The sequence below is a fragment of the Paraburkholderia sp. TE9906 genome, from assembly GCF_056279605.1.
Genome location: NZ_JBWCCT010000012.1, coordinates 50,493 through 67,290 on the forward strand (window position 1 = coordinate 50,493; position 16,798 = coordinate 67,290).

Consider the following 16,798-nt stretch of genomic DNA (forward strand, 5'->3'; position numbering starts at 1 on the left):
AGCCCGACCAGAGGTCGGGCTTCAAAATCGGCTGCGCCCTCCACAGGACGCAGCCCCTGCAAAACAGCCAAGCCGTTTGCTTCGGCTGCAGAGCTAACCAAGCCGAGCTTAAGCAGCCAACAGCGAGCGCAGCACGAACGGCAGGATCCCGCCGTGCTTGTAGTAGTCGACTTCGATCGGCGTGTCGATACGCAGCAGCACTTGCACGCGCTTCTCACTGCCGTCCTTGCCACGAAACACCAGCGTCACTTCCTGTTGCGGCTTGAAGTCCGCGCCCAGGCCTTCGATGTCGTACGTTTCTTCGCCGGTGATGCCGAGCGATTGCACGCTGTCCGAGCCCTTGAACTGCAGCGGCAGAACGCCCATGCCGACCAGGTTCGAACGGTGAATCCGCTCGAAGCTGCGTGCGACCACGGCCTTTACGCCCAGCAGTTGCGTGCCCTTCGCAGCCCAGTCACGCGACGAGCCCGTGCCGTACTCTTCGCCCGCGAACACGACGGTCGGCGTGCCGGCGTCGATGTACTTCATCGCTGCGTCGTAGATCGACTGTTGTTCGCCGCTCGGCTGGTGAATCGTCAGGCCGCCTTCGACGCGCGAGCCGTCGGCCTTCGCCGGGATCATCAGGTTCTTGATCCGGACGTTCGCGAACGTACCGCGCATCATCACGTCGTGGTTGCCGCGGCGCGAGCCGTAGCTGTTGAAGTCGGCCTTCTGCACGCCGTTTTCCTTCAGCCACTTGCCTGCCGGCGAATCTTCCTTGATCGAGCCTGCCGGGCTGATGTGGTCGGTCGTGACCGAGTCACCGAAGATGCCCAGTGCGCGCGCGTTCTTGACCGGGGCGATGCTGTCGGCCGGCGTCATCGAGAAGTCCTTGCCGAAGAACGGCGGCTCGGCGATGTAGGTCGACTTCGGCCAGTCGTAGACCTGACCTTCTTCGCCTTCGATCTTGCTCCACAGGTCGCCCTTCTTGGTGAGCTGCGCGTAGTTCTTGCGGAACGCTTCCGCGTCCAGCGCGAACTTGAGCAGATCGTTGACTTCTTCGCTGGTCGGCCAGATGTCGCCCAGGTAGATGTCGCGGCCGCCCTTGCCCTTGCCGACCGGTTCGGTCATCAGGTCGCGCGTGATGTTGCCGGCGATCGCGTAAGCGACCACCAGCGGCGGCGAGGCCAGGAAGTTCGCGCGGATGTTCGGGTGAATCCGCGCTTCGAAGTTACGGTTGCCCGACAGCACCGCTGCCGCGACGATGTCGTTCTTCGTGATCGCTTCGTTCAGTTCCGGCGTCAGGTCGCCCGCGTTGCCGATACAGGTCGTGCAACCGTAAGCAGCCAGCGTGAAGCCGAGCTTGTCGAGGTACTTCAGCAGGTCGGTCTTCGTCAGATATTCGGTGACGATACGCGATCCCGGCGCCAGCGACGTCTTGATGTGCGGCGCGACCGTCAGGCCGGCTTCGACTGCCTTCTTCGCCAGCAGGCCGGCGGCCAGCAGCACGCTCGGGTTCGACGTGTTCGTGCACGACGTGATCGCGGCGATCAGGATGTCGCCGTTCTTCACGTCGACGCCGTTGCTCGTCGTGTATTGCGCGTCCAGATCGGCTTCCTTCTTCGCAAAGCCGTTTTCCGCGACCGGCTTCGAGAACAGATCGCTGAAGGTCGACTTCACATTGCCGATTTCGACCCGGTCTTGCGGACGCTTCGGGCCTGCCAGCGACGGAGCGACCGTGCCCAGATCCAGCGTCACGACCTTCGTGAAGTCGATGTCGCCTTCCTTCGGAATGCCGAACAGGTTCTGCGCCTTGAAGTAGTTCTGGAACGCCGAGATTTCCGCGTCGGTGCGGCCCGTGCCCTTGAAGTAGTCGATCGTCTTTTCGTCGACCGGGAAGAAGCCCATCGTTGCGCCGTATTCCGGCGCCATGTTGCCGATCGTCGCGCGGTCCGGCAGCGACAGCGAGCGCGTGCCTTCGCCGAAGAACTCGACGAACTTGCCCACAACCTTTTCCTTGCGCAGCAGTTCGGTGATGGTCAGGACCAGGTCGGTCGCCGTCACGCCTTCGCGCAGCTTGCCCTTCAGGTTCACGCCGACCACGTCCGGCGTCAGGAAGTACACCGGCTGGCCGAGCATGCCGGCTTCCGCTTCGATGCCGCCCACGCCCCAGCCCACCACGCCGATACCGTTGATCATCGTCGTGTGGCTGTCGGTGCCGACCAGTGTGTCCGGGTAGTACACCGTATCCGCGCCGTCGGCCTTCTTGTGCACGCCGCGTGCGAGGTACTCGAGGTTCACCTGGTGAACGATGCCGACGCCCGGCGGCACGACCTTGAACGTGTCGAATGCCTGCATGCCCCACTTCATGAACTGGTAGCGCTCGTTGTTGCGCTGGAATTCCAGTTTCATGTTCAGATCGAGCGCGTTCTTCTCACGGAAGTGATCGATCTGCACCGAGTGGTCGACAACCAGATCGACCGGGACCAGCGGTTCGATCGACTTCGGGTTCTTGCCGGCGCGTTGTGCGACACCGCGCATTGCGGCGATGTCGGCGAGCAGCGGCACGCCGGTGAAGTCCTGCAGCACGACGCGCGCCACGACGAACGGAATTTCGTCGACGCGCGCTGCGGTCGGCTTCCAGTTTGCCAGTTGCGTGATGTGTTCTTCGGCGACCTTCTTGCCGTCGTAGTTACGCAGCACCGATTCCAGCACGAGGCGGATCGAAACCGGCAGGCGGTCGATCTTGATGTTCAGTGCCTTGCCGAGTTGCGGCAGGGAGTAGAACTTGCCTTTGCCGGAACCGCTGTCGAATTCCTTGAGCGTTTTGTGGAGGTTGTGGGCCATGGTGTTTTCCTTGGTTTGATCGCGGAACTACAGTACTGAACTAGATGACGTACAGATCGACGTATTCGTTGACCGGCATGGCTTCGAGCCTTGCCTGATCGAGCGACACGTCGAGAATCGCCAGTTGTTGCCTGACCGGAAAGCGCCGCGCGAGGTTGGTCCTGAACTTCTCGACCAGCAACGGGATGCCATCTTCGCGACGGCGCTTATGACCTATGGGGTATTCGACTACGACCTCGTCGAACTTCGATCCATCGTTGAATTCGAGCGTCAGTGCATTGGCGATCGAACGCTTCTCCGGATCGTGGTAATCCTTCGTGAACCGCGCGTCTTCGACACAAGCCATCTTTGCGCGCAGCACATCGATACGCGCGTCCTGCGCGATCGAATCTTCGTAGTCCGCGGCCGTCAGGCGGCCGTGGATCAGCGGCACGGCGATCATGTACTGGATGCAATGATCACGGTCGGCCGGATTGTTCAGCGGGCCTTTTTTATCGATGATGCGGATCGCGGCTTCGTGGGTGCGGATCGTGATTTTCTGAATGTCTTCGACGCGCTTACCGCACGCAGCGAGTTGCGCGTGCAGATTCATCGCGGCTTCCACTGCGGTTTGCGCGTGAAACTCGGCCGGGAAAGAAATCTTGAACAGCACGTTTTCCATCACGTACGAGCCGTACGGGCGCTGGAACCGGAACGGCTTGCCCTTGAACAGCACGTCGTAAAAGCCCCACGTCGGCGCGCTCAGCACCGACGGATAGCCCATCTCGCCGGTCTTCGAAATCAGCGCGAGGCGCACGGCGCGCGAGGTCGCATCGCCCGCGGCCCACGATTTGCGCGAACCGGTGTTCGGCGCATGGCGATAGGTGCGCAGCGCGTGCCCGTCGACGAACGCCTGCGACACCGCGTTGATCAGTTCGTCGCGGGTGAGGCGGAGCAACTGGCCGACCACGGCCGTCGACGCCAGCTTCACCAGCAATACATGATCGAGCCCGACCTTGTTGAAGGAATTTTCGAGCGCGATACAGCCTTGAATTTCGTGCGCCTTGATCATCGCGATCAAGACGTCTTTCATCGTCAGCGGCGTTTTGCCGGCTGCGATGGCAGTGCGCGAGAGCCAGTCGGCCGTCGCGAGAATTGCGCCGAGGTTATCCGACGGATGACCCCATTCGGCGGCAAGCCACGTGTCGTTGAAGTCGAGCCAGCGGATCATCGCGCCGATGTTGAAGGCGGCCTGAACCGGGTCCAGCTGGAACGACGTGCCGGGCACCTTCGCGCCGTTGGGGACGATCGTGCCCGGCACGATCGGTCCCAACAGCTTGGCGCAGGCCGGGTAGGAAAGCGCCTCGAGTCCACAGCCGAGCGTATCGACCAGACAGTGACGCGCGGTTTCCAGCGCGAGCGTGCTGTCGATCGGAAAATCCAGAACGTAATCGACGATATCGACGAGGACGGGGTCCGGGTCGGGTCGCACGTTGGAGATCGGAGCGGACATCGGGGAGCTGTTCCTGACGACGGTGATTAGTTAGCCTTGTTGATCGCGTTCGATTGCGTCGGAGCCGGTGCGCCTTGCATCATTGCCATCGTTTTGCATTCGTCGGCCAGACGCGAGCTGTCCTTGTCCTGGAACAGCATGGCCTTGGTCGGGATCACGACCAGATCCATGCCCGTGGCGGCATCGTGGAAACGGTCTGCGCCCGTGGTGGTCGCTTCGCGCGGCAGATTGTAATTTTTGTTCGCCCAGTGAACCGTGACGATCTGGTCACGCTTCATGTCGCCTTTCATTTCGAAAGCCAGACCGTCCTTGCACGCCCACTTTTCCGCGCCGTCCGGTACCGGATCGACCTTCGCTTCCTTGGCGGGGTTTTCCTTACGCTTGATCAGGCGGCGCGGCTGCGGGCGCTTTGCGACGGCCTTGGCAGCCGGCTTGGTGGTGGTCGCCGTTTGCGCGGCGGCGTCAGTCGCGACGGTCAGCATCGTCGTGGACAGGGCGCCAATCACGGCGGCGATCATCAGCTTTTTCATGGAGAAAACCTTTCTATCTAATTTCAGTTAAACATTGCGCGGGCTACCGGTCCTGGCGGCCGCGCGGGTTGAACTGCACGCGCTTAGAAAGCGCACAGCGACCGCTATTTTCTCCTATTTAGCGGCAGGTACTTCAAATTCTCCGGTCCGGTGTAATTCGCGCTCGGCCGGATGATCTTGTTGTCGACGCGCTGCTCGATGATGTGCGCGCTCCAGCCGGCCGTGCGCGCGATCACGAAGATCGGCGTGAACATTGCCGTCGGCACGCCCATCATGTGATACGAGACCGCGCTGAACCAGTCGAGATTCGGGAACATCTTCTTCGCGTCCCACATCACCGATTCGAGCCGCTCGGCAATCGAAAACAGCTTGGTGTTGCCCGCTTCCTTCGAGAGCTTCTTCGCGACTTCCTTGATGACCTTGTTGCGCGGATCGGAGATCGTGTACACCGGGTGGCCGAAGCCGATCACCACTTCCTTGTTCTCGACGCGGCGGCGAATATCGGCCTCGGCTTCGTCCGGGCTCTGATAGCGCGACTGGATCTCGAACGCGACTTCATTGGCGCCGCCGTGCTTCGGCCCGCGCAGCGCGCCGATCGCACCGGTGATCGCCGAGTAGAGGTCCGAGCCCGTGCCCGCGATCACGCGGCCGGTGAACGTCGATGCGTTGAACTCGTGCTCGGCGTACAGGTTCAGCGATACGTGCATGGCATCGACCCACGACTTCGACGGCTCGACGCCATGCAGCAGATGCAGGAAGTGGCCGCCGATCGAATCGTCGTCGGTCTCGACTTCGATGCGCTTGCCGTTGTGCGAATAGTGATACCAGTACAGCAGCATCGAGCCGAGCGAGGCCATCAGCTTGTCGGCGATGTCGCGTGAGCCCGGCAGGTTGTGATCGTCCTTCTCCGGCAGCACGGTGCCGAGCACCGACACGCCGGTGCGCATCACGTCCATCGGATGCGCGGCGGCGGGAATCCATTCGAGCGCGGCCTTGACGTTCGCGGGCAGGCCGCGCAGGCCCTTGAGTTTGGTCTTGTAGGCAGTCAGTTCGGCCTGGGTCGGCAGCTTTTCGTGGACCAGCAGATAGGCGATCTCTTCGAATTCGCACGCGCTCGCGATATCGAGAATGTCGTAGCCGCGATAGTGCAGGTCGTTGCCGGTCTTGCCGACCGTGCACAGCGCGGTGTTGCCCGCGGTCACGCCGGACAGCGCGACGGATTTCTTCGGTTTGAAGCCGCTTTGGGGTTCGTTGCCGCCTTGTGCACCACCGGCTTGCGTCGTCTCGCTCATCTCCCGCGTTCTCCTATGTGCCTGTTCGTCGCTGCTGCCTGAACCTTGCCACTCACGGTGCCGACTGTCCGTTAGCGCCCACTTCCGCGAATAGCGGCGCGGCGTCTTGCGGCACAGCGCGGCCCGTGGATTGCGCACGGCGCAGCACCGACCAGTAATAGCGGTAGCTCGCGCGATCGTGCAGCGTATCGTGATAGCGCGTCGGTCCCCACTGCGCGGATTGCGCGGCCAGCAGGATCTCGGTAGCGGTGGCGATCTCGTCGTCGCGCGGCGCAAACGCGGCGACGATCGCCTCGATCTGCGCCGGGTGGATGCTCCACATCCGCGTGTAGCCGAACTCGTTGCGGGCGCGCGCGGCGTCGTTGGCGACCACGCTCATGTCGCGCACTTCCGTGCTGACATTGTGCGACGGCACTTTGCCATGCGCATGGCAGGCAGCCGAGATTTCCAGCTTCGCGCGCCGCACCAGCGGATGATCGAACTGGCCCGGCGAGCGCATGGCGGTGTCGGGAATCGCGCCGTCGTGCGCGGAGACGAAATCCATCAGGCCGAAGCTGAGTGATTCGACGCCCGGCAGCGCGGCCAGATCGAACACGCGCGTGAGCGCGCCGTGGGTTTCGACCAGCAGTTGCACCGGCACCGGCTGCGCGATGCCGAGTTCGCGCCGCATGGCCTCGATGAACGCGACCATTTCGGCGGCATCGGGCACGCTGCGGATTTTCGGCAGGGTGATGTAAGCGGGTGCTCGCTTCGCGGCGCGGAGGATGAGGCGGACGTCGTCGCGCCAATGCGCGTGAGCGAAGTCGTGAATCCGCACGCCGACGCGGCCGAAGCGGTCATGCTCGCTGCCCAGCAGCGATGCGACCAGCTCCGCGTGTTCCGCTTCGCGGCCGACTTGCGCGCCGTCTTCGCAATCGAGCGTGATATCGAACACCGGCCCCAGTTGCTGCTGCAACGCGAGCGATTTCAGCATCAGTTTTTCACTGCCGGCGTAGTGGTCGCAGGCAGGCAGCACAGCGGGCGGCACTTCGCCGTCAAACAGCACTTCGGCGGGTGTGAGGGCGCGCATCTTCGGCGTCAGGGTGTGGGTAGAGGATGGAGAAAATCCGATTCGGACGGGTTCTGCCGGACCGCGGTCACGTGGTGGCAAAACGCGTTCGAATCAGCTGCGAAACGCTCCCTTCGCACGAAAAAAACCGGAACCCGCCGCGGTAACGCTTCGGAGTTCCGGTTCATCGGCATGGAGTGCTTAGCCGAGCAGGTGCTGAACGCCTTCGCGCTCTTCCAGCAGTTCCTGCAGCGTGCCGTCCATCTTTTCACGCGAGAACGCGTCGATTTCCAGACCTTCCACGCGCTTGTACTCGCCGTTTTCGCACGTTACCGGCACACCATAGATGATGTCTTCCGGAATGCCATACGAGCCGTCCGACGGAATGCCCATCGTGACCCACTTGCCGTTCGTGCCGAGGACCCAGTCACGCACGTGGTCGATTGCAGCGTTAGCTGCCGACGCCGCCGACGACAGGCCGCGCGCTTCGATGATCGCCGCGCCGCGCTTGCCGACGGTCGGGATGAACGTGTTGCGGTTCCATTCTTCGTCGTTGATCAGCTTGGTCAGGTCCTGACCTTCTGCCGTGGCGACGCGGAAGTCCGGGTACATGGTCGGCGAGTGGTTGCCCCACACGGCCAGCTTTTCGATCGACGCGACCGGCTTGCCCGACTTGGCCGCCAGTTGCGACAGCGCGCGGTTGTGGTCCAGACGCAGCATGGCGGTGAAGTTCTTCTTCGGCAGATCCGGCGCCGACTTCATCGCGATGTACGCGTTCGTGTTGGCCGGGTTGCCGACCACCAGCACCTTCACGTCGCGGCTTGCGACATCGTTCAGCGCCTTGCCCTGAACGGTGAAGATTTCCGCGTTGGCCGACAGCAGATCCTTACGCTCCATGCCCTTCGAACGCGGACGCGCGCCGACCAGCAGGGCCACGTCTGCATCCTTGAATGCAACTTTCGGGTCGTCGGTGATCACGACGCCCGACAGCAGCGGGAATGCGCAATCATCCAGTTCCATCACGACGCCTTTGACGGCGCCTTGCGCTTGCGGCAGGTCGAGCAGTTGCAGGATGACCGGTTGATCCTTGCCGAGCAGGTCGCCATTGGCGATGCGGAACAGCAGGGAGTAAGCGATTTGACCTGCGGCGCCGGTGACGGCAACGCGCTTTGCGGGCTTAGCCATTGAGAAATCTCCAGGACGATGCGTTAGACGCTAGGGAAAACGCCATTCTATATGCGCGTTCAGCGAAGCGTTATGAAACACGGCGGAATTCACTGTTCGCGTGCGGCCTCTAGATCTGCCGAGACCGGGCGGCGCGCTGCGGCAAGACCGCCGTGCCGGAAACCTGTACTACCGAGCTACTGGACGCTCTCCTCGGGCGCTTCGCGCCAGGCCCCCGGAAGGGCAGGAAAACCTTGGGATGGCCCGGCATTTTCCTGAGAGAGCGGGACTGGGACAGCGAGGCGCCGGGGTAGCCGCTGCACGGTGCGGGCTCCTGCAAACAGCGCGTTTCGGCAAGCGTCGGACCAACGGATGGCGGCGAATCGAAACCTGAACTGCGAGGGAACAGCATGGTGCAGAGTGGCTGCCGGCGCGTTGCGGCGCTGCCTGAAAACAGCCGCCGAAAATCCCGCAAACCCTTGCTCGACAAGGAGTGTAGGAGCCGTGAAGCGCAAAGTCAACATTATCTTATGTCTTATATAAGACACATCTATCGCGGGGAAAACCCTAGACGCGCCCCAGCCCTTTATGATGAAATGCGCGGATGAATTCGAACCCGGCGAACACCACGAACCCGAACGGCCAAGGGGCCGCAGGCGAGGGTGTATCTGCTGCCGCTCCCGCCGCGTCGCCTACTTTCAGTCCCTTATATCAGCAGATCAAGGGGTTGATTACGCAGAGCCTCGAAAGCGGCGAGTGGAAGCCCGGTGAGATCATTCCTAGTGAAGTCGAATTGGCGGCGAGATACAAGGTCAGCCAGGGAACGGTGCGCAAAGCGATCGACGAGCTTGCCGCCGACAACCTGCTGGTGCGCCGCCAGGGCAAGGGCACGTTTGTTGCAACGCACAACGAAGACCGCGCCCAGTTCCGCTTCCTGAGGCTATTGGCCGACGACGGCGCGGAACACCCGCACGTGAGTCGCCTGCTCGAGTGCCGGCGCTTGCGCGCGTCGGCGGACATCGCCCGGCAACTCGATCTGAAGCCGTCCGATCCGGTCGTGCTGATCAAGCGCTTGCTGCAGTTCGACGGCGAAATCACCGTGCTCGATGAAATCTGGCTGCCTGGCGCCGTATTTCGCGGCCTCACGCTCGAACGGCTGTCGGAGTACAAGGGTCCCCTTTACGCGATGTTCGAGACGGAGTTCGGCACCCGCATGATCCGCGCGACGGAGAAGATCCGCGCGGTGGCGGCCGAGCCGTCGGTGGCCGACCTGCTGCACGTGCCCGCGGGTTTTCCGCTGCTGTCGGTCGAGCGCGTGTCCTTTACGTACGGGGACCGCCCGGTTGAAGTCCGGCGAGGTTGGTATGTCACAACCGGGTACTACTATCAGAACGATCTGAGCTGAATCGGGCTGAATCCAGGCGCGGCGTCCCACCCGCGCGCCTGTTTGACGGCGCTTTATCGCGCGTGCTGTAACGGACCTGTCGTGGTTTTCGCTGCAGCGCGATATAAAAAGGCGCTAAAATTGCGGATTAGTGTGACTACATAGTAGGGGTCTAGCATGGCTGAAGCGGTAAAAAAACCGAGGCCGGAATTCCGGAACATCGGTATTGGGCAAATATTGACGGCATACCGTCTCCCACTAGCGGGGCGAGTGTCGATTCTGCACCGTGTGAGCGGTGGTCTGCTGTTTGTTTTTCTTCCGTTCCTGCTGTACCTCTTTGATCAGAGCCTGACTTCCGAATTGAGTTTCGAAGTCTTCAAAGGTTTCCTCTCCAACATCATCGTCAAGCTCATCACGCTGGTTCTCGCGTGGGCTTTCCTGTTTCACTTCTGCGCCGGCGTTCGTCACTTGATGATGGACACCAACCACAATGCGGTGTCGAAGGAAAAAGGCAAGTCGACCTCTATCGTGGTCATCGTCGTATCGTCGCTGCTCACCATCGCATTCGCGGCAAAACTGTTCGGAGCATTCTAAAAAATGTCAGCTAATAACCGAATCGGTTCGAAGCGTCTCGTCGTCGGCGCGCACTACGGTCTGCGCGACTGGCTCGCGCAACGCATCACCGCCACCGTGATGGCGATCTACACGGTGATCCTGCTCGCGTGGTTCTTCGGCGCGCACGATTTCTCGTACGAAGGCTGGGCGTCGATCTTCGCGACGCAATGGATGAAGCTCGCCACGTTTGTCACGCTGCTGTCGCTGTTCTATCACGCGTGGGTTGGTATCCGCGACATCTGGATGGACTATGTGAAGCCCGTTGGCGTGCGCCTGACGCTTCAGGCGCTGACGATCGTCTGGCTGCTCGCATGTGCGGGCTACGCTGCGCAGATTCTCTGGAGAGTGTAAAAGAATGGCTGCAATCAAGAATTCTCTGCCGCGTCGCAAGTTTGACGTGGTTATCGTCGGCGCAGGCGGCTCGGGAATGCGCGCTTCGCTGCAACTCGCGCGCGCCGGTCTGTCGGTCTGCGTGCTGTCCAAGGTGTTCCCGACGCGTTCGCACACGGTCGCTGCTCAAGGCGGCATCGGCGCATCGCTTGGCAACATGAGCGAAGACAACTGGCACTATCACTTCTACGACACGATCAAGGGCTCCGACTGGCTCGGCGACCAGGACGCGATCGAGTTCATGTGCCGTGAAGCACCGAACGCCGTCTACGAACTCGAACACTTCGGCATGCCGTTCGACCGTAACGCGGACGGCACGATCTATCAGCGCCCGTTCGGCGGCCACACCGCGAACTACGGCGAAAAGCCGGTGCAACGCGCTTGCGCGGCGGCTGACCGTACCGGTCACGCGCTGCTGCACACGCTGTACCAGCAGAACGTCGCGGCCAAGACGCAATTCTTCGTCGAATGGATGGCGCTGGATCTGATCCGCGACGCCGACGGCGACGTGCTCGGCGTGACCGCGCTGGAAATGGAAACCGGCGACGTCTACATCCTCGAAGGCAAGACCACGCTGTTCGCCACGGGCGGTGCGGGCCGGATTTTCGCGGCATCCACTAATGCGTTCATCAACACCGGTGACGGCCTGGGCATGGCTGCGCGTTCGGGCATCGCACTGCAAGACATGGAATTCTGGCAATTCCACCCGACCGGCGTGGCCGGCGCGGGCGTGCTGATTACCGAAGGCGTGCGCGGCGAAGGCGGCATTCTGCGTAACTCGAACGGTGAGCGTTTCATGGAACGCTACGCGCCTACTTTGAAGGATCTGGCGCCGCGCGACTTCGTTTCGCGTTCGATGGACCAGGAAATCAAGGAAGGCCGCGGCGTGGGGCCGAACAAGGACCACGTGCTGCTCGACCTGTCGCACATCGGCGCCGAGACGATCATGAAGCGTCTGCCGTCGATCCGCGAAATCGCGATGAAGTTCGCGAACGTCGATTGCATTAAAGAACCGATTCCGGTTGTGCCGACCATCCACTACCAGATGGGCGGCATCCCGACGAACATCAACGGTCAGGTCGTCGGTACGGCGAAGGGCCACGAAGAAATCGTCAACGGTTTTTACGCTGTGGGCGAATGCTCGTGCGTGTCGGTGCACGGTGCGAACCGTCTGGGCACGAACTCGCTGCTCGACCTGGTGGTGTTCGGCCGCGCGGCCGGCAACCATATCGTCAAGCACGTGAAGGACATGAAGGAGCACAAGCCGCTGCCGGCCGACGCTGCCGACTTCGCGCTGTCGCGTCTGGACAAGCTCGACAAGTCGTCGTCGGGCGAGTACGCGCAGGACGTTGCCAACGACATCCGCGGCGCGATGCAGGCTCACGCCGGCGTGTTCCGTACGTCGGAATTGCTGGCCAAGGGCGTCGAGCGCATCCGTGAAGTGGCTGAACGTGTCGACAACATCCATCTGAAGGACAAGTCGAAGGTGTTTAACACGGCTCGTATTGAAGCGCTCGAAGTGGCGAACCTGATCGAGGTGGCACGCGCCACGATGGTCTCCGCCGAAGCGCGCAAGGAAAGCCGCGGCGCTCACGCTCAGAACGACTTCGAACATCGCGACGACGAAAACTGGTTGCGCCATACGCTGTGGTTCAGCGAAGGCGACCGCCTCGACTACAAGCCGGTTCACATGCAACCGCTGACCGTCGAATCCGTGCCGCCGAAAGCGCGTACCTTCTAAGGCACCAGTCAAAGGAATTCAGAAATGGCAAAGCGTACTTTTGAAATTTACCGCTACGACCCGGACAAGGATGCAGCACCGCGCATGCAAACGTACGAGATCGAAATCGACTCGCACGAACGCATGTTGCTCGACGCGCTCCTCAAGCTGAAGGCCGTGGACGAGACCTTGTCGTTCCGTCGTTCGTGCCGCGAAGGCGTGTGCGGTTCGGACGCAATGAACATCAACGGCAAGAACGGTCTGGCCTGTTTGCAGAACATGAACGACCTGCCGCAAAAGATCGTGCTGCGTCCGCTGCCGGGCCTGCCGGTCATTCGCGACCTGATCGTCGACATGACGAACTTCTTCAACCAGTATCACTCGATCAAGCCGTATCTGATCAACGATACGCCGCCGCCGGAAAAGGAACGTCTGCAGTCGCCGGAAGAACGCGACGAGCTCGACGGCCTGTACGAATGTATTCTGTGCGCTAGCTGCTCGACCTCGTGTCCGAGCTTCTGGTGGAATCCGGACAAGTTCGTCGGCCCGGCCGGCCTGCTGCAAGCCTATCGTTTCATCGCGGACAGCCGTGACGAAGCGACGGGTGAACGCCTCGACAACCTGGAAGATCCGTACCGTCTGTTCCGTTGCCACACCATCATGAATTGCGTCGACGTTTGCCCGAAGGGCCTGAACCCGACCAAGGCGATTGGCAAGATCAAGGAATTGATGGTTCGCCGCGCTGTCTGAGATGGACGAAACATCGCATCAGTCCGACCCTCTCCGCCGTGCGCGCCTTCGCTGGCGCGCGCGGCGGGGCCTGCTGGAAAACGATCTGATCTTTGAACGTTTTTTCGGCCGATATGAGCATGACCTCAGCGATGCCGACGTGGGCGCTCTCACGCGCCTGCTCGAGCTGAGCGATAACGACCTGATGGACTTGCTGCTCGTACGCAAGGAACCGGAAGGCGAGCTTGCCGACCCGGATGTGATCCGGGTGCTGGAGCTACTGCGCAACGCTTGAGCGCCCGCCAGTCCGCGGCGAGTCCGTTGTCCAGGCGTGCGATTATCGAAACCCTGTATCCATACTTCGATTGAGGATGTGCTATGACCCCGTCAGATGTTAAAGCCACGCTATCGTTCAGCGACAATTCGCCGAGCGTTGAAATGCCGATTTACAAGGGCACGCTCGGTCCGGATGTAATCGACATTCGCAAACTGTACGGCCAGACCGGCAAGTTCACGTACGACCCGGGCTTCATGTCGACGGCGGCGTGCAATTCGGCGATCACCTACATCGACGGCGACAAGGGCGAGCTGCTGTACCGCGGCTACCCGATCGACAACCTCGCGGAAAACGCCGACTTCCTCGAAAGCTGCTATCTGCTGCTCAAGGGCGAACTGCCGAACGCGAAGCAGAAAGAAGAATTCGTGAACACCGTCACGAAGCACACGATGGTGCATGAGCAAATGCACTTCTTCTTCCGCGGTTTCCGTCGCGACGCGCACCCGATGGCGATTCTGGTCGCCGCAGTCGGCGCGCTGTCGGCGTTCTATCACGACTCGCTCGACATCAACAATCCGCGTCACCGTGAAGTGTCGGCGATCCGCATGATCGCAAAGCTGCCGACTCTCGTCGCGATGGCGTACAAGTACAGCATCGGCCAGCCGTTTGCGTACCCGAAGAACAACCTGTCGTACAGCGCGAACTTCATGCACATGATGTTCTCGAACCCGTGCGAAGACTACCAGGTCAACGACGTGCTGGTGCGCGCGCTCGACCGTATCCTGATCCTGCACGCGGACCATGAGCAGAACGCATCGACCTCGACCGTGCGTCTCGCCGGTTCGTCGGGTGCGAATCCGTTCGCGTGTATCGCTGCCGGTATCGCATGTCTGTGGGGCCCGGCGCACGGTGGTGCGAACGAAGCCGCGCTGAACATGCTGGAAGAAATCGGCTCGGTCGACAACATTCCTGAGTTCATCAAGCAGGTGAAGGACAAGAACTCGGGCGTGAAGCTGATGGGCTTCGGTCACCGCGTCTACAAGAACTACGATCCGCGCGCGAAGCTGATGCGCGAAACCTGCCACGAAGTGCTGGAAGAACTGGGCCTGCACGACGACCCGCTGTTCAAGCTGGCCATGGCACTGGAAAAAATCGCTCTGGAAGACGAATACTTCGTGTCGCGCAAGCTGTACCCGAACGTCGACTTCTACTCGGGCATCGTGCAACGCGCGCTGGGCATCCCGACGTCGATGTTCACGTGTATCTTCGCGATGGCACGTACGGTCGGCTGGATTGCACAGTGGAACGAAATGATCGCTGATCCGGAACAGAAGATTGGCCGTCCGCGTCAGCTGTTCATCGGCGACACGCAACGTGAAGCGAAGCCGATCGCGCAACGTTGATCGGCTTTGAGTCTGCCTGGTTCTTAGCGGTTGGTTGATTGGCTACGAGCGAGCGCGGAGTCTGCTGAAGGAAAAACGCCCCAACGGGTTCACCGTTGGGGCGTTTTGTTTTTGAGCTGAAACCGTCGACGGGAACGGCGCGCCCGCTGCCGGGTAACGTCGATACAGGTATCGGCACTACTACCCAACTCCCTGTTTTTTATCGGTTTTTCCGCTGTATCAACGGCCCACGACGGGGCGCTGCGTGGCATAATCGACTGACACAGTCAGCCCGCAGTCATTACTACCCCCGCATACCATGGCACAGACTCTCTACGACAAATTGTGGAACACGCACGTGGTCCACACGGAAGAAGACGGCACGACGATTCTCTATATCGACCGTCATCTGCTGCACGAAGTGACCAGCCCGCAGGCATTCGAAGGCCTGAAGCTGGCTGAACGCCCGGTGTGGCGCATCAGCGCGAACCTGGCGGTGTCGGATCACAACGTGCCGACCACGGACCGCACTCACGGCATCGCCGATCCGGTCTCCAGGCTGCAAGTCGACACGCTCGATTCGAATTGCGACGCCTACGGCATCACGCAGTTCAAGATGAACGACCTGCGCCAGGGCATCGTGCACATCATCGGGCCGGAGCAGGGCGCTACGCTGCCGGGCATGACGATCGTCTGCGGCGACTCGCACACGTCCACGCACGGCGCGTTCGGCGCGCTCGCGCATGGCATCGGCACGTCGGAAGTGGAGCACGTGCTGGCCACGCAAACGCTCTTGCAAAAGAAGAGCAAGAACATGCTGGTGAAGGTCGACGGCCCGCTGCCGCGCGGCTGTACCGCGAAAGACATCGTGCTCGCGATCATCGGCAAGATCGGCACGGCGGGCGGCACCGGCTACGCGATCGAATTCGGCGGTTCGACGATTCGCGCGTTGTCCATGGAAGGCCGCATGACGGTCTGCAACATGGCGATCGAAGCGGGTGCACGCGCCGGCATGGTCGCGGTCGACGACACCACCATCGAGTACCTGAAGGGCCGTCCGTTCTCGCCGGAAGGCGTCGAGTGGGATCACGCGGTCGAGTACTGGAAGCAGTTCAAGTCCGAGGACGGCGCGCATTTCGATCGCGTGGTCGAACTGAACGCAGCGGAAATCGTGCCGCAAGTCACGTGGGGCACATCGCCGGAAATGGTCACCGCCGTGGACGGCCGCGTGCCGGACCCGGAACGCGAAAAGGACCCGGTCAAGCGCGATGCGATGGAACGCGCGCTGAAGTACATGGCGCTCGAACCGAATGCGCCGATCGAGTCGATCAAGCCGGATAAAATCTTCATCGGGTCGTGCACCAACGCGCGCATTGAAGACATTCGCGCCGCGGCTTACGTCGTGAAGAAGCTGGGCCGCCGCGTCGCATCGAACATCCGTCTGGCCATGGTGGTGCCGGGTTCGGGGCTCGTGAAGGCGCAAGCGGAACGTGAAGGCCTCGACAAGGTCTTTATCGATGCGGGCTTCGAATGGCGCGAGCCGGGTTGCTCGATGTGTCTCGCAATGAACGCCGACCGGCTGAATCCGGGCGAGCGTTGCGCGTCCACGTCGAATCGTAATTTCGAAGGTCGTCAGGGCGCCGGTGGCCGTACCCACCTCGTGAGTCCCGCGATGGCTGCGGCTGCGGCGATCGAAGGGCATTTCGTCGATATTCGCAAGCTTGGGTAAATTGCATGATGAAGAACATGAATCGCAGCACTCTATTGCGCCGCTTCGCACTCGGTACGCTGGCTGGGCTATTGCTCGGTCTGGCCGGTTGCAACACGGTGCACGGATTCGGCCAGGACATGTCGCACCTCGGCAATTCGATCAGCAATCACGCTGAGAAATAAGCGGTTTTTGATTTTTGCCGGCGATGCGGCTGGCGGCTTTCCAGCTGTTGCTCGCA

Annotated in this window: 15 protein-coding genes; 9 read left to right on the forward strand and 6 right to left on the reverse strand. The window is 61.4% G+C overall.

The genetic code is table 11. The features are described from left to right. Window positions 1-108: 108 nt before the first annotated feature. The 6 genes from acnA to ACZ9H4_RS27515 all read right to left on the reverse strand — a co-directional run bounded on the left by acnA (window position 109) and on the right by ACZ9H4_RS27515 (window position 8,373). Entirely contained in the window at window positions 109-2,826 is a 2,718-nt protein-coding gene (gene acnA, locus ACZ9H4_RS27490; RefSeq protein WP_476121836.1) for an aconitate hydratase AcnA, read from the reverse strand. Between the two features lie 40 nt (window positions 2,827-2,866). Further along, window positions 2,867-4,318 carry a bifunctional 2-methylcitrate dehydratase/aconitate hydratase gene (locus ACZ9H4_RS27495; RefSeq protein ID WP_476121838.1) on the reverse strand — a complete coding sequence of 484 codons (1,452 nt, stop codon included), beginning with the start codon at window positions 4,316-4,318 and terminating at the stop codon, window positions 2,867-2,869. A gap of 26 nt (window positions 4,319-4,344) precedes the next feature. Next, window positions 4,345-4,848, reverse strand: coding sequence for a hypothetical protein (locus ACZ9H4_RS27500; protein ID WP_408141737.1), 504 nt, complete (start codon window positions 4,846-4,848; stop codon window positions 4,345-4,347). 104 nt (window positions 4,849-4,952) lie between these two features. Next, entirely contained in the window at window positions 4,953-6,140 is a 1,188-nt protein-coding gene (gene prpC / locus ACZ9H4_RS27505) for a bifunctional 2-methylcitrate synthase/citrate synthase (protein ID WP_476121841.1), read from the reverse strand. 52 nt (window positions 6,141-6,192) lie between these two features. After that, window positions 6,193-7,209, reverse strand: a complete 1,017-nt coding sequence (locus ACZ9H4_RS27510; RefSeq protein WP_408150839.1) for an HpcH/HpaI aldolase/citrate lyase family protein — start codon at window positions 7,207-7,209, stop codon at window positions 6,193-6,195. A gap of 180 nt (window positions 7,210-7,389) precedes the next feature. Then, window positions 7,390-8,373: a malate dehydrogenase gene (locus tag ACZ9H4_RS27515; RefSeq protein WP_075304867.1), complete on the reverse strand. Its 984-nt coding sequence runs from the start codon at window positions 8,371-8,373 to the stop codon at window positions 7,390-7,392. A 583-nt stretch (window positions 8,374-8,956) separates the two neighbouring features. On the opposite strand from ACZ9H4_RS27515, the gene ACZ9H4_RS27520 reads away from it, so the two are divergent. From ACZ9H4_RS27520 to ACZ9H4_RS27560, 9 genes are all read left to right on the forward strand, one after another. Further along, window positions 8,957-9,757 (forward strand): GntR family transcriptional regulator, encoded by an 801-nt coding sequence (locus ACZ9H4_RS27520; protein WP_408150841.1) that lies wholly within the window; start codon window positions 8,957-8,959, stop codon window positions 9,755-9,757. A gap of 156 nt (window positions 9,758-9,913) precedes the next feature. Further along, window positions 9,914-10,330: a succinate dehydrogenase, cytochrome b556 subunit gene (gene sdhC, locus ACZ9H4_RS27525; protein WP_408150843.1), complete on the forward strand. Its 417-nt coding sequence runs from the start codon at window positions 9,914-9,916 to the stop codon at window positions 10,328-10,330. Window positions 10,331-10,333: 3 nt separating this feature from the next. Further along, entirely contained in the window at window positions 10,334-10,702 is a 369-nt protein-coding gene (gene sdhD / locus ACZ9H4_RS27530) for a succinate dehydrogenase, hydrophobic membrane anchor protein (protein ID WP_408150845.1), read from the forward strand. 4 nt (window positions 10,703-10,706) lie between these two features. Continuing rightward, window positions 10,707-12,482, forward strand: a complete 1,776-nt coding sequence (gene sdhA / locus ACZ9H4_RS27535; RefSeq protein WP_408150847.1) for a succinate dehydrogenase flavoprotein subunit — start codon at window positions 10,707-10,709, stop codon at window positions 12,480-12,482. Window positions 12,483-12,506: 24 nt separating this feature from the next. Then, on the forward strand, window positions 12,507-13,211 hold the full coding sequence (locus ACZ9H4_RS27540) for a succinate dehydrogenase iron-sulfur subunit (RefSeq protein WP_408150849.1): 705 nt from the start codon (window positions 12,507-12,509) through the stop codon (window positions 13,209-13,211). 1 nt (window position 13,212) lies between these two features. Beyond that, window positions 13,213-13,485 carry an FAD assembly factor SdhE gene (locus ACZ9H4_RS27545; RefSeq protein WP_042329019.1) on the forward strand — a complete coding sequence of 91 codons (273 nt, stop codon included), beginning with the start codon at window positions 13,213-13,215 and terminating at the stop codon, window positions 13,483-13,485. 83 nt (window positions 13,486-13,568) lie between these two features. Continuing rightward, window positions 13,569-14,870 (forward strand): citrate synthase, encoded by a 1,302-nt coding sequence (gltA, locus tag ACZ9H4_RS27550; RefSeq protein WP_168664842.1) that lies wholly within the window; start codon window positions 13,569-13,571, stop codon window positions 14,868-14,870. Between the two features lie 298 nt (window positions 14,871-15,168). After that, window positions 15,169-16,578, forward strand: coding sequence for a 3-isopropylmalate dehydratase large subunit (gene leuC, locus ACZ9H4_RS27555; RefSeq protein WP_476121847.1), 1,410 nt, complete (start codon window positions 15,169-15,171; stop codon window positions 16,576-16,578). Window positions 16,579-16,583: 5 nt separating this feature from the next. Beyond that, entirely contained in the window at window positions 16,584-16,742 is a 159-nt protein-coding gene (locus tag ACZ9H4_RS27560) for an entericidin A/B family lipoprotein (RefSeq protein ID WP_121320181.1), read from the forward strand. The last annotated feature ends 56 nt before the right edge of the window (window positions 16,743-16,798 follow it).

Excerpts from the sequence above, each read along its gene's own strand:
- acnA (WP_476121836.1), bottom strand. The coding sequence starts at position 2,826 with ATGGCCCACAACCTCCACAAAACGCTCAAGGAATTCGACAGCGGTTCC.
- ACZ9H4_RS27495 (WP_476121838.1), bottom strand. The coding sequence starts at position 4,318 with ATGTCCGCTCCGATCTCCAACGTGCGACCCGACCCGGACCCCGTCCTC.
- ACZ9H4_RS27500 (WP_408141737.1), bottom strand. The coding sequence starts at position 4,848 with ATGAAAAAGCTGATGATCGCCGCCGTGATTGGCGCCCTGTCCACGACG.
- prpC (WP_476121841.1), bottom strand. The coding sequence starts at position 6,140 with ATGAGCGAGACGACGCAAGCCGGTGGTGCACAAGGCGGCAACGAACCC.
- ACZ9H4_RS27510 (WP_408150839.1), bottom strand. The coding sequence starts at position 7,209 with ATGCGCGCCCTCACACCCGCCGAAGTGCTGTTTGACGGCGAAGTGCCG.
- ACZ9H4_RS27515 (WP_075304867.1), bottom strand. The coding sequence starts at position 8,373 with ATGGCTAAGCCCGCAAAGCGCGTTGCCGTCACCGGCGCCGCAGGTCAA.
- ACZ9H4_RS27520 (WP_408150841.1), top strand. The coding sequence starts at position 8,957 with ATGAATTCGAACCCGGCGAACACCACGAACCCGAACGGCCAAGGGGCC.
- sdhC (WP_408150843.1), top strand. The coding sequence starts at position 9,914 with ATGGCTGAAGCGGTAAAAAAACCGAGGCCGGAATTCCGGAACATCGGT.
- sdhD (WP_408150845.1), top strand. The coding sequence starts at position 10,334 with ATGTCAGCTAATAACCGAATCGGTTCGAAGCGTCTCGTCGTCGGCGCG.
- sdhA (WP_408150847.1), top strand. The coding sequence starts at position 10,707 with ATGGCTGCAATCAAGAATTCTCTGCCGCGTCGCAAGTTTGACGTGGTT.
- ACZ9H4_RS27540 (WP_408150849.1), top strand. The coding sequence starts at position 12,507 with ATGGCAAAGCGTACTTTTGAAATTTACCGCTACGACCCGGACAAGGAT.
- ACZ9H4_RS27545 (WP_042329019.1), top strand. The coding sequence starts at position 13,213 with ATGGACGAAACATCGCATCAGTCCGACCCTCTCCGCCGTGCGCGCCTT.
- gltA (WP_168664842.1), top strand. The coding sequence starts at position 13,569 with ATGACCCCGTCAGATGTTAAAGCCACGCTATCGTTCAGCGACAATTCG.
- leuC (WP_476121847.1), top strand. The coding sequence starts at position 15,169 with ATGGCACAGACTCTCTACGACAAATTGTGGAACACGCACGTGGTCCAC.
- ACZ9H4_RS27560 (WP_121320181.1), top strand. The coding sequence starts at position 16,584 with ATGATGAAGAACATGAATCGCAGCACTCTATTGCGCCGCTTCGCACTC.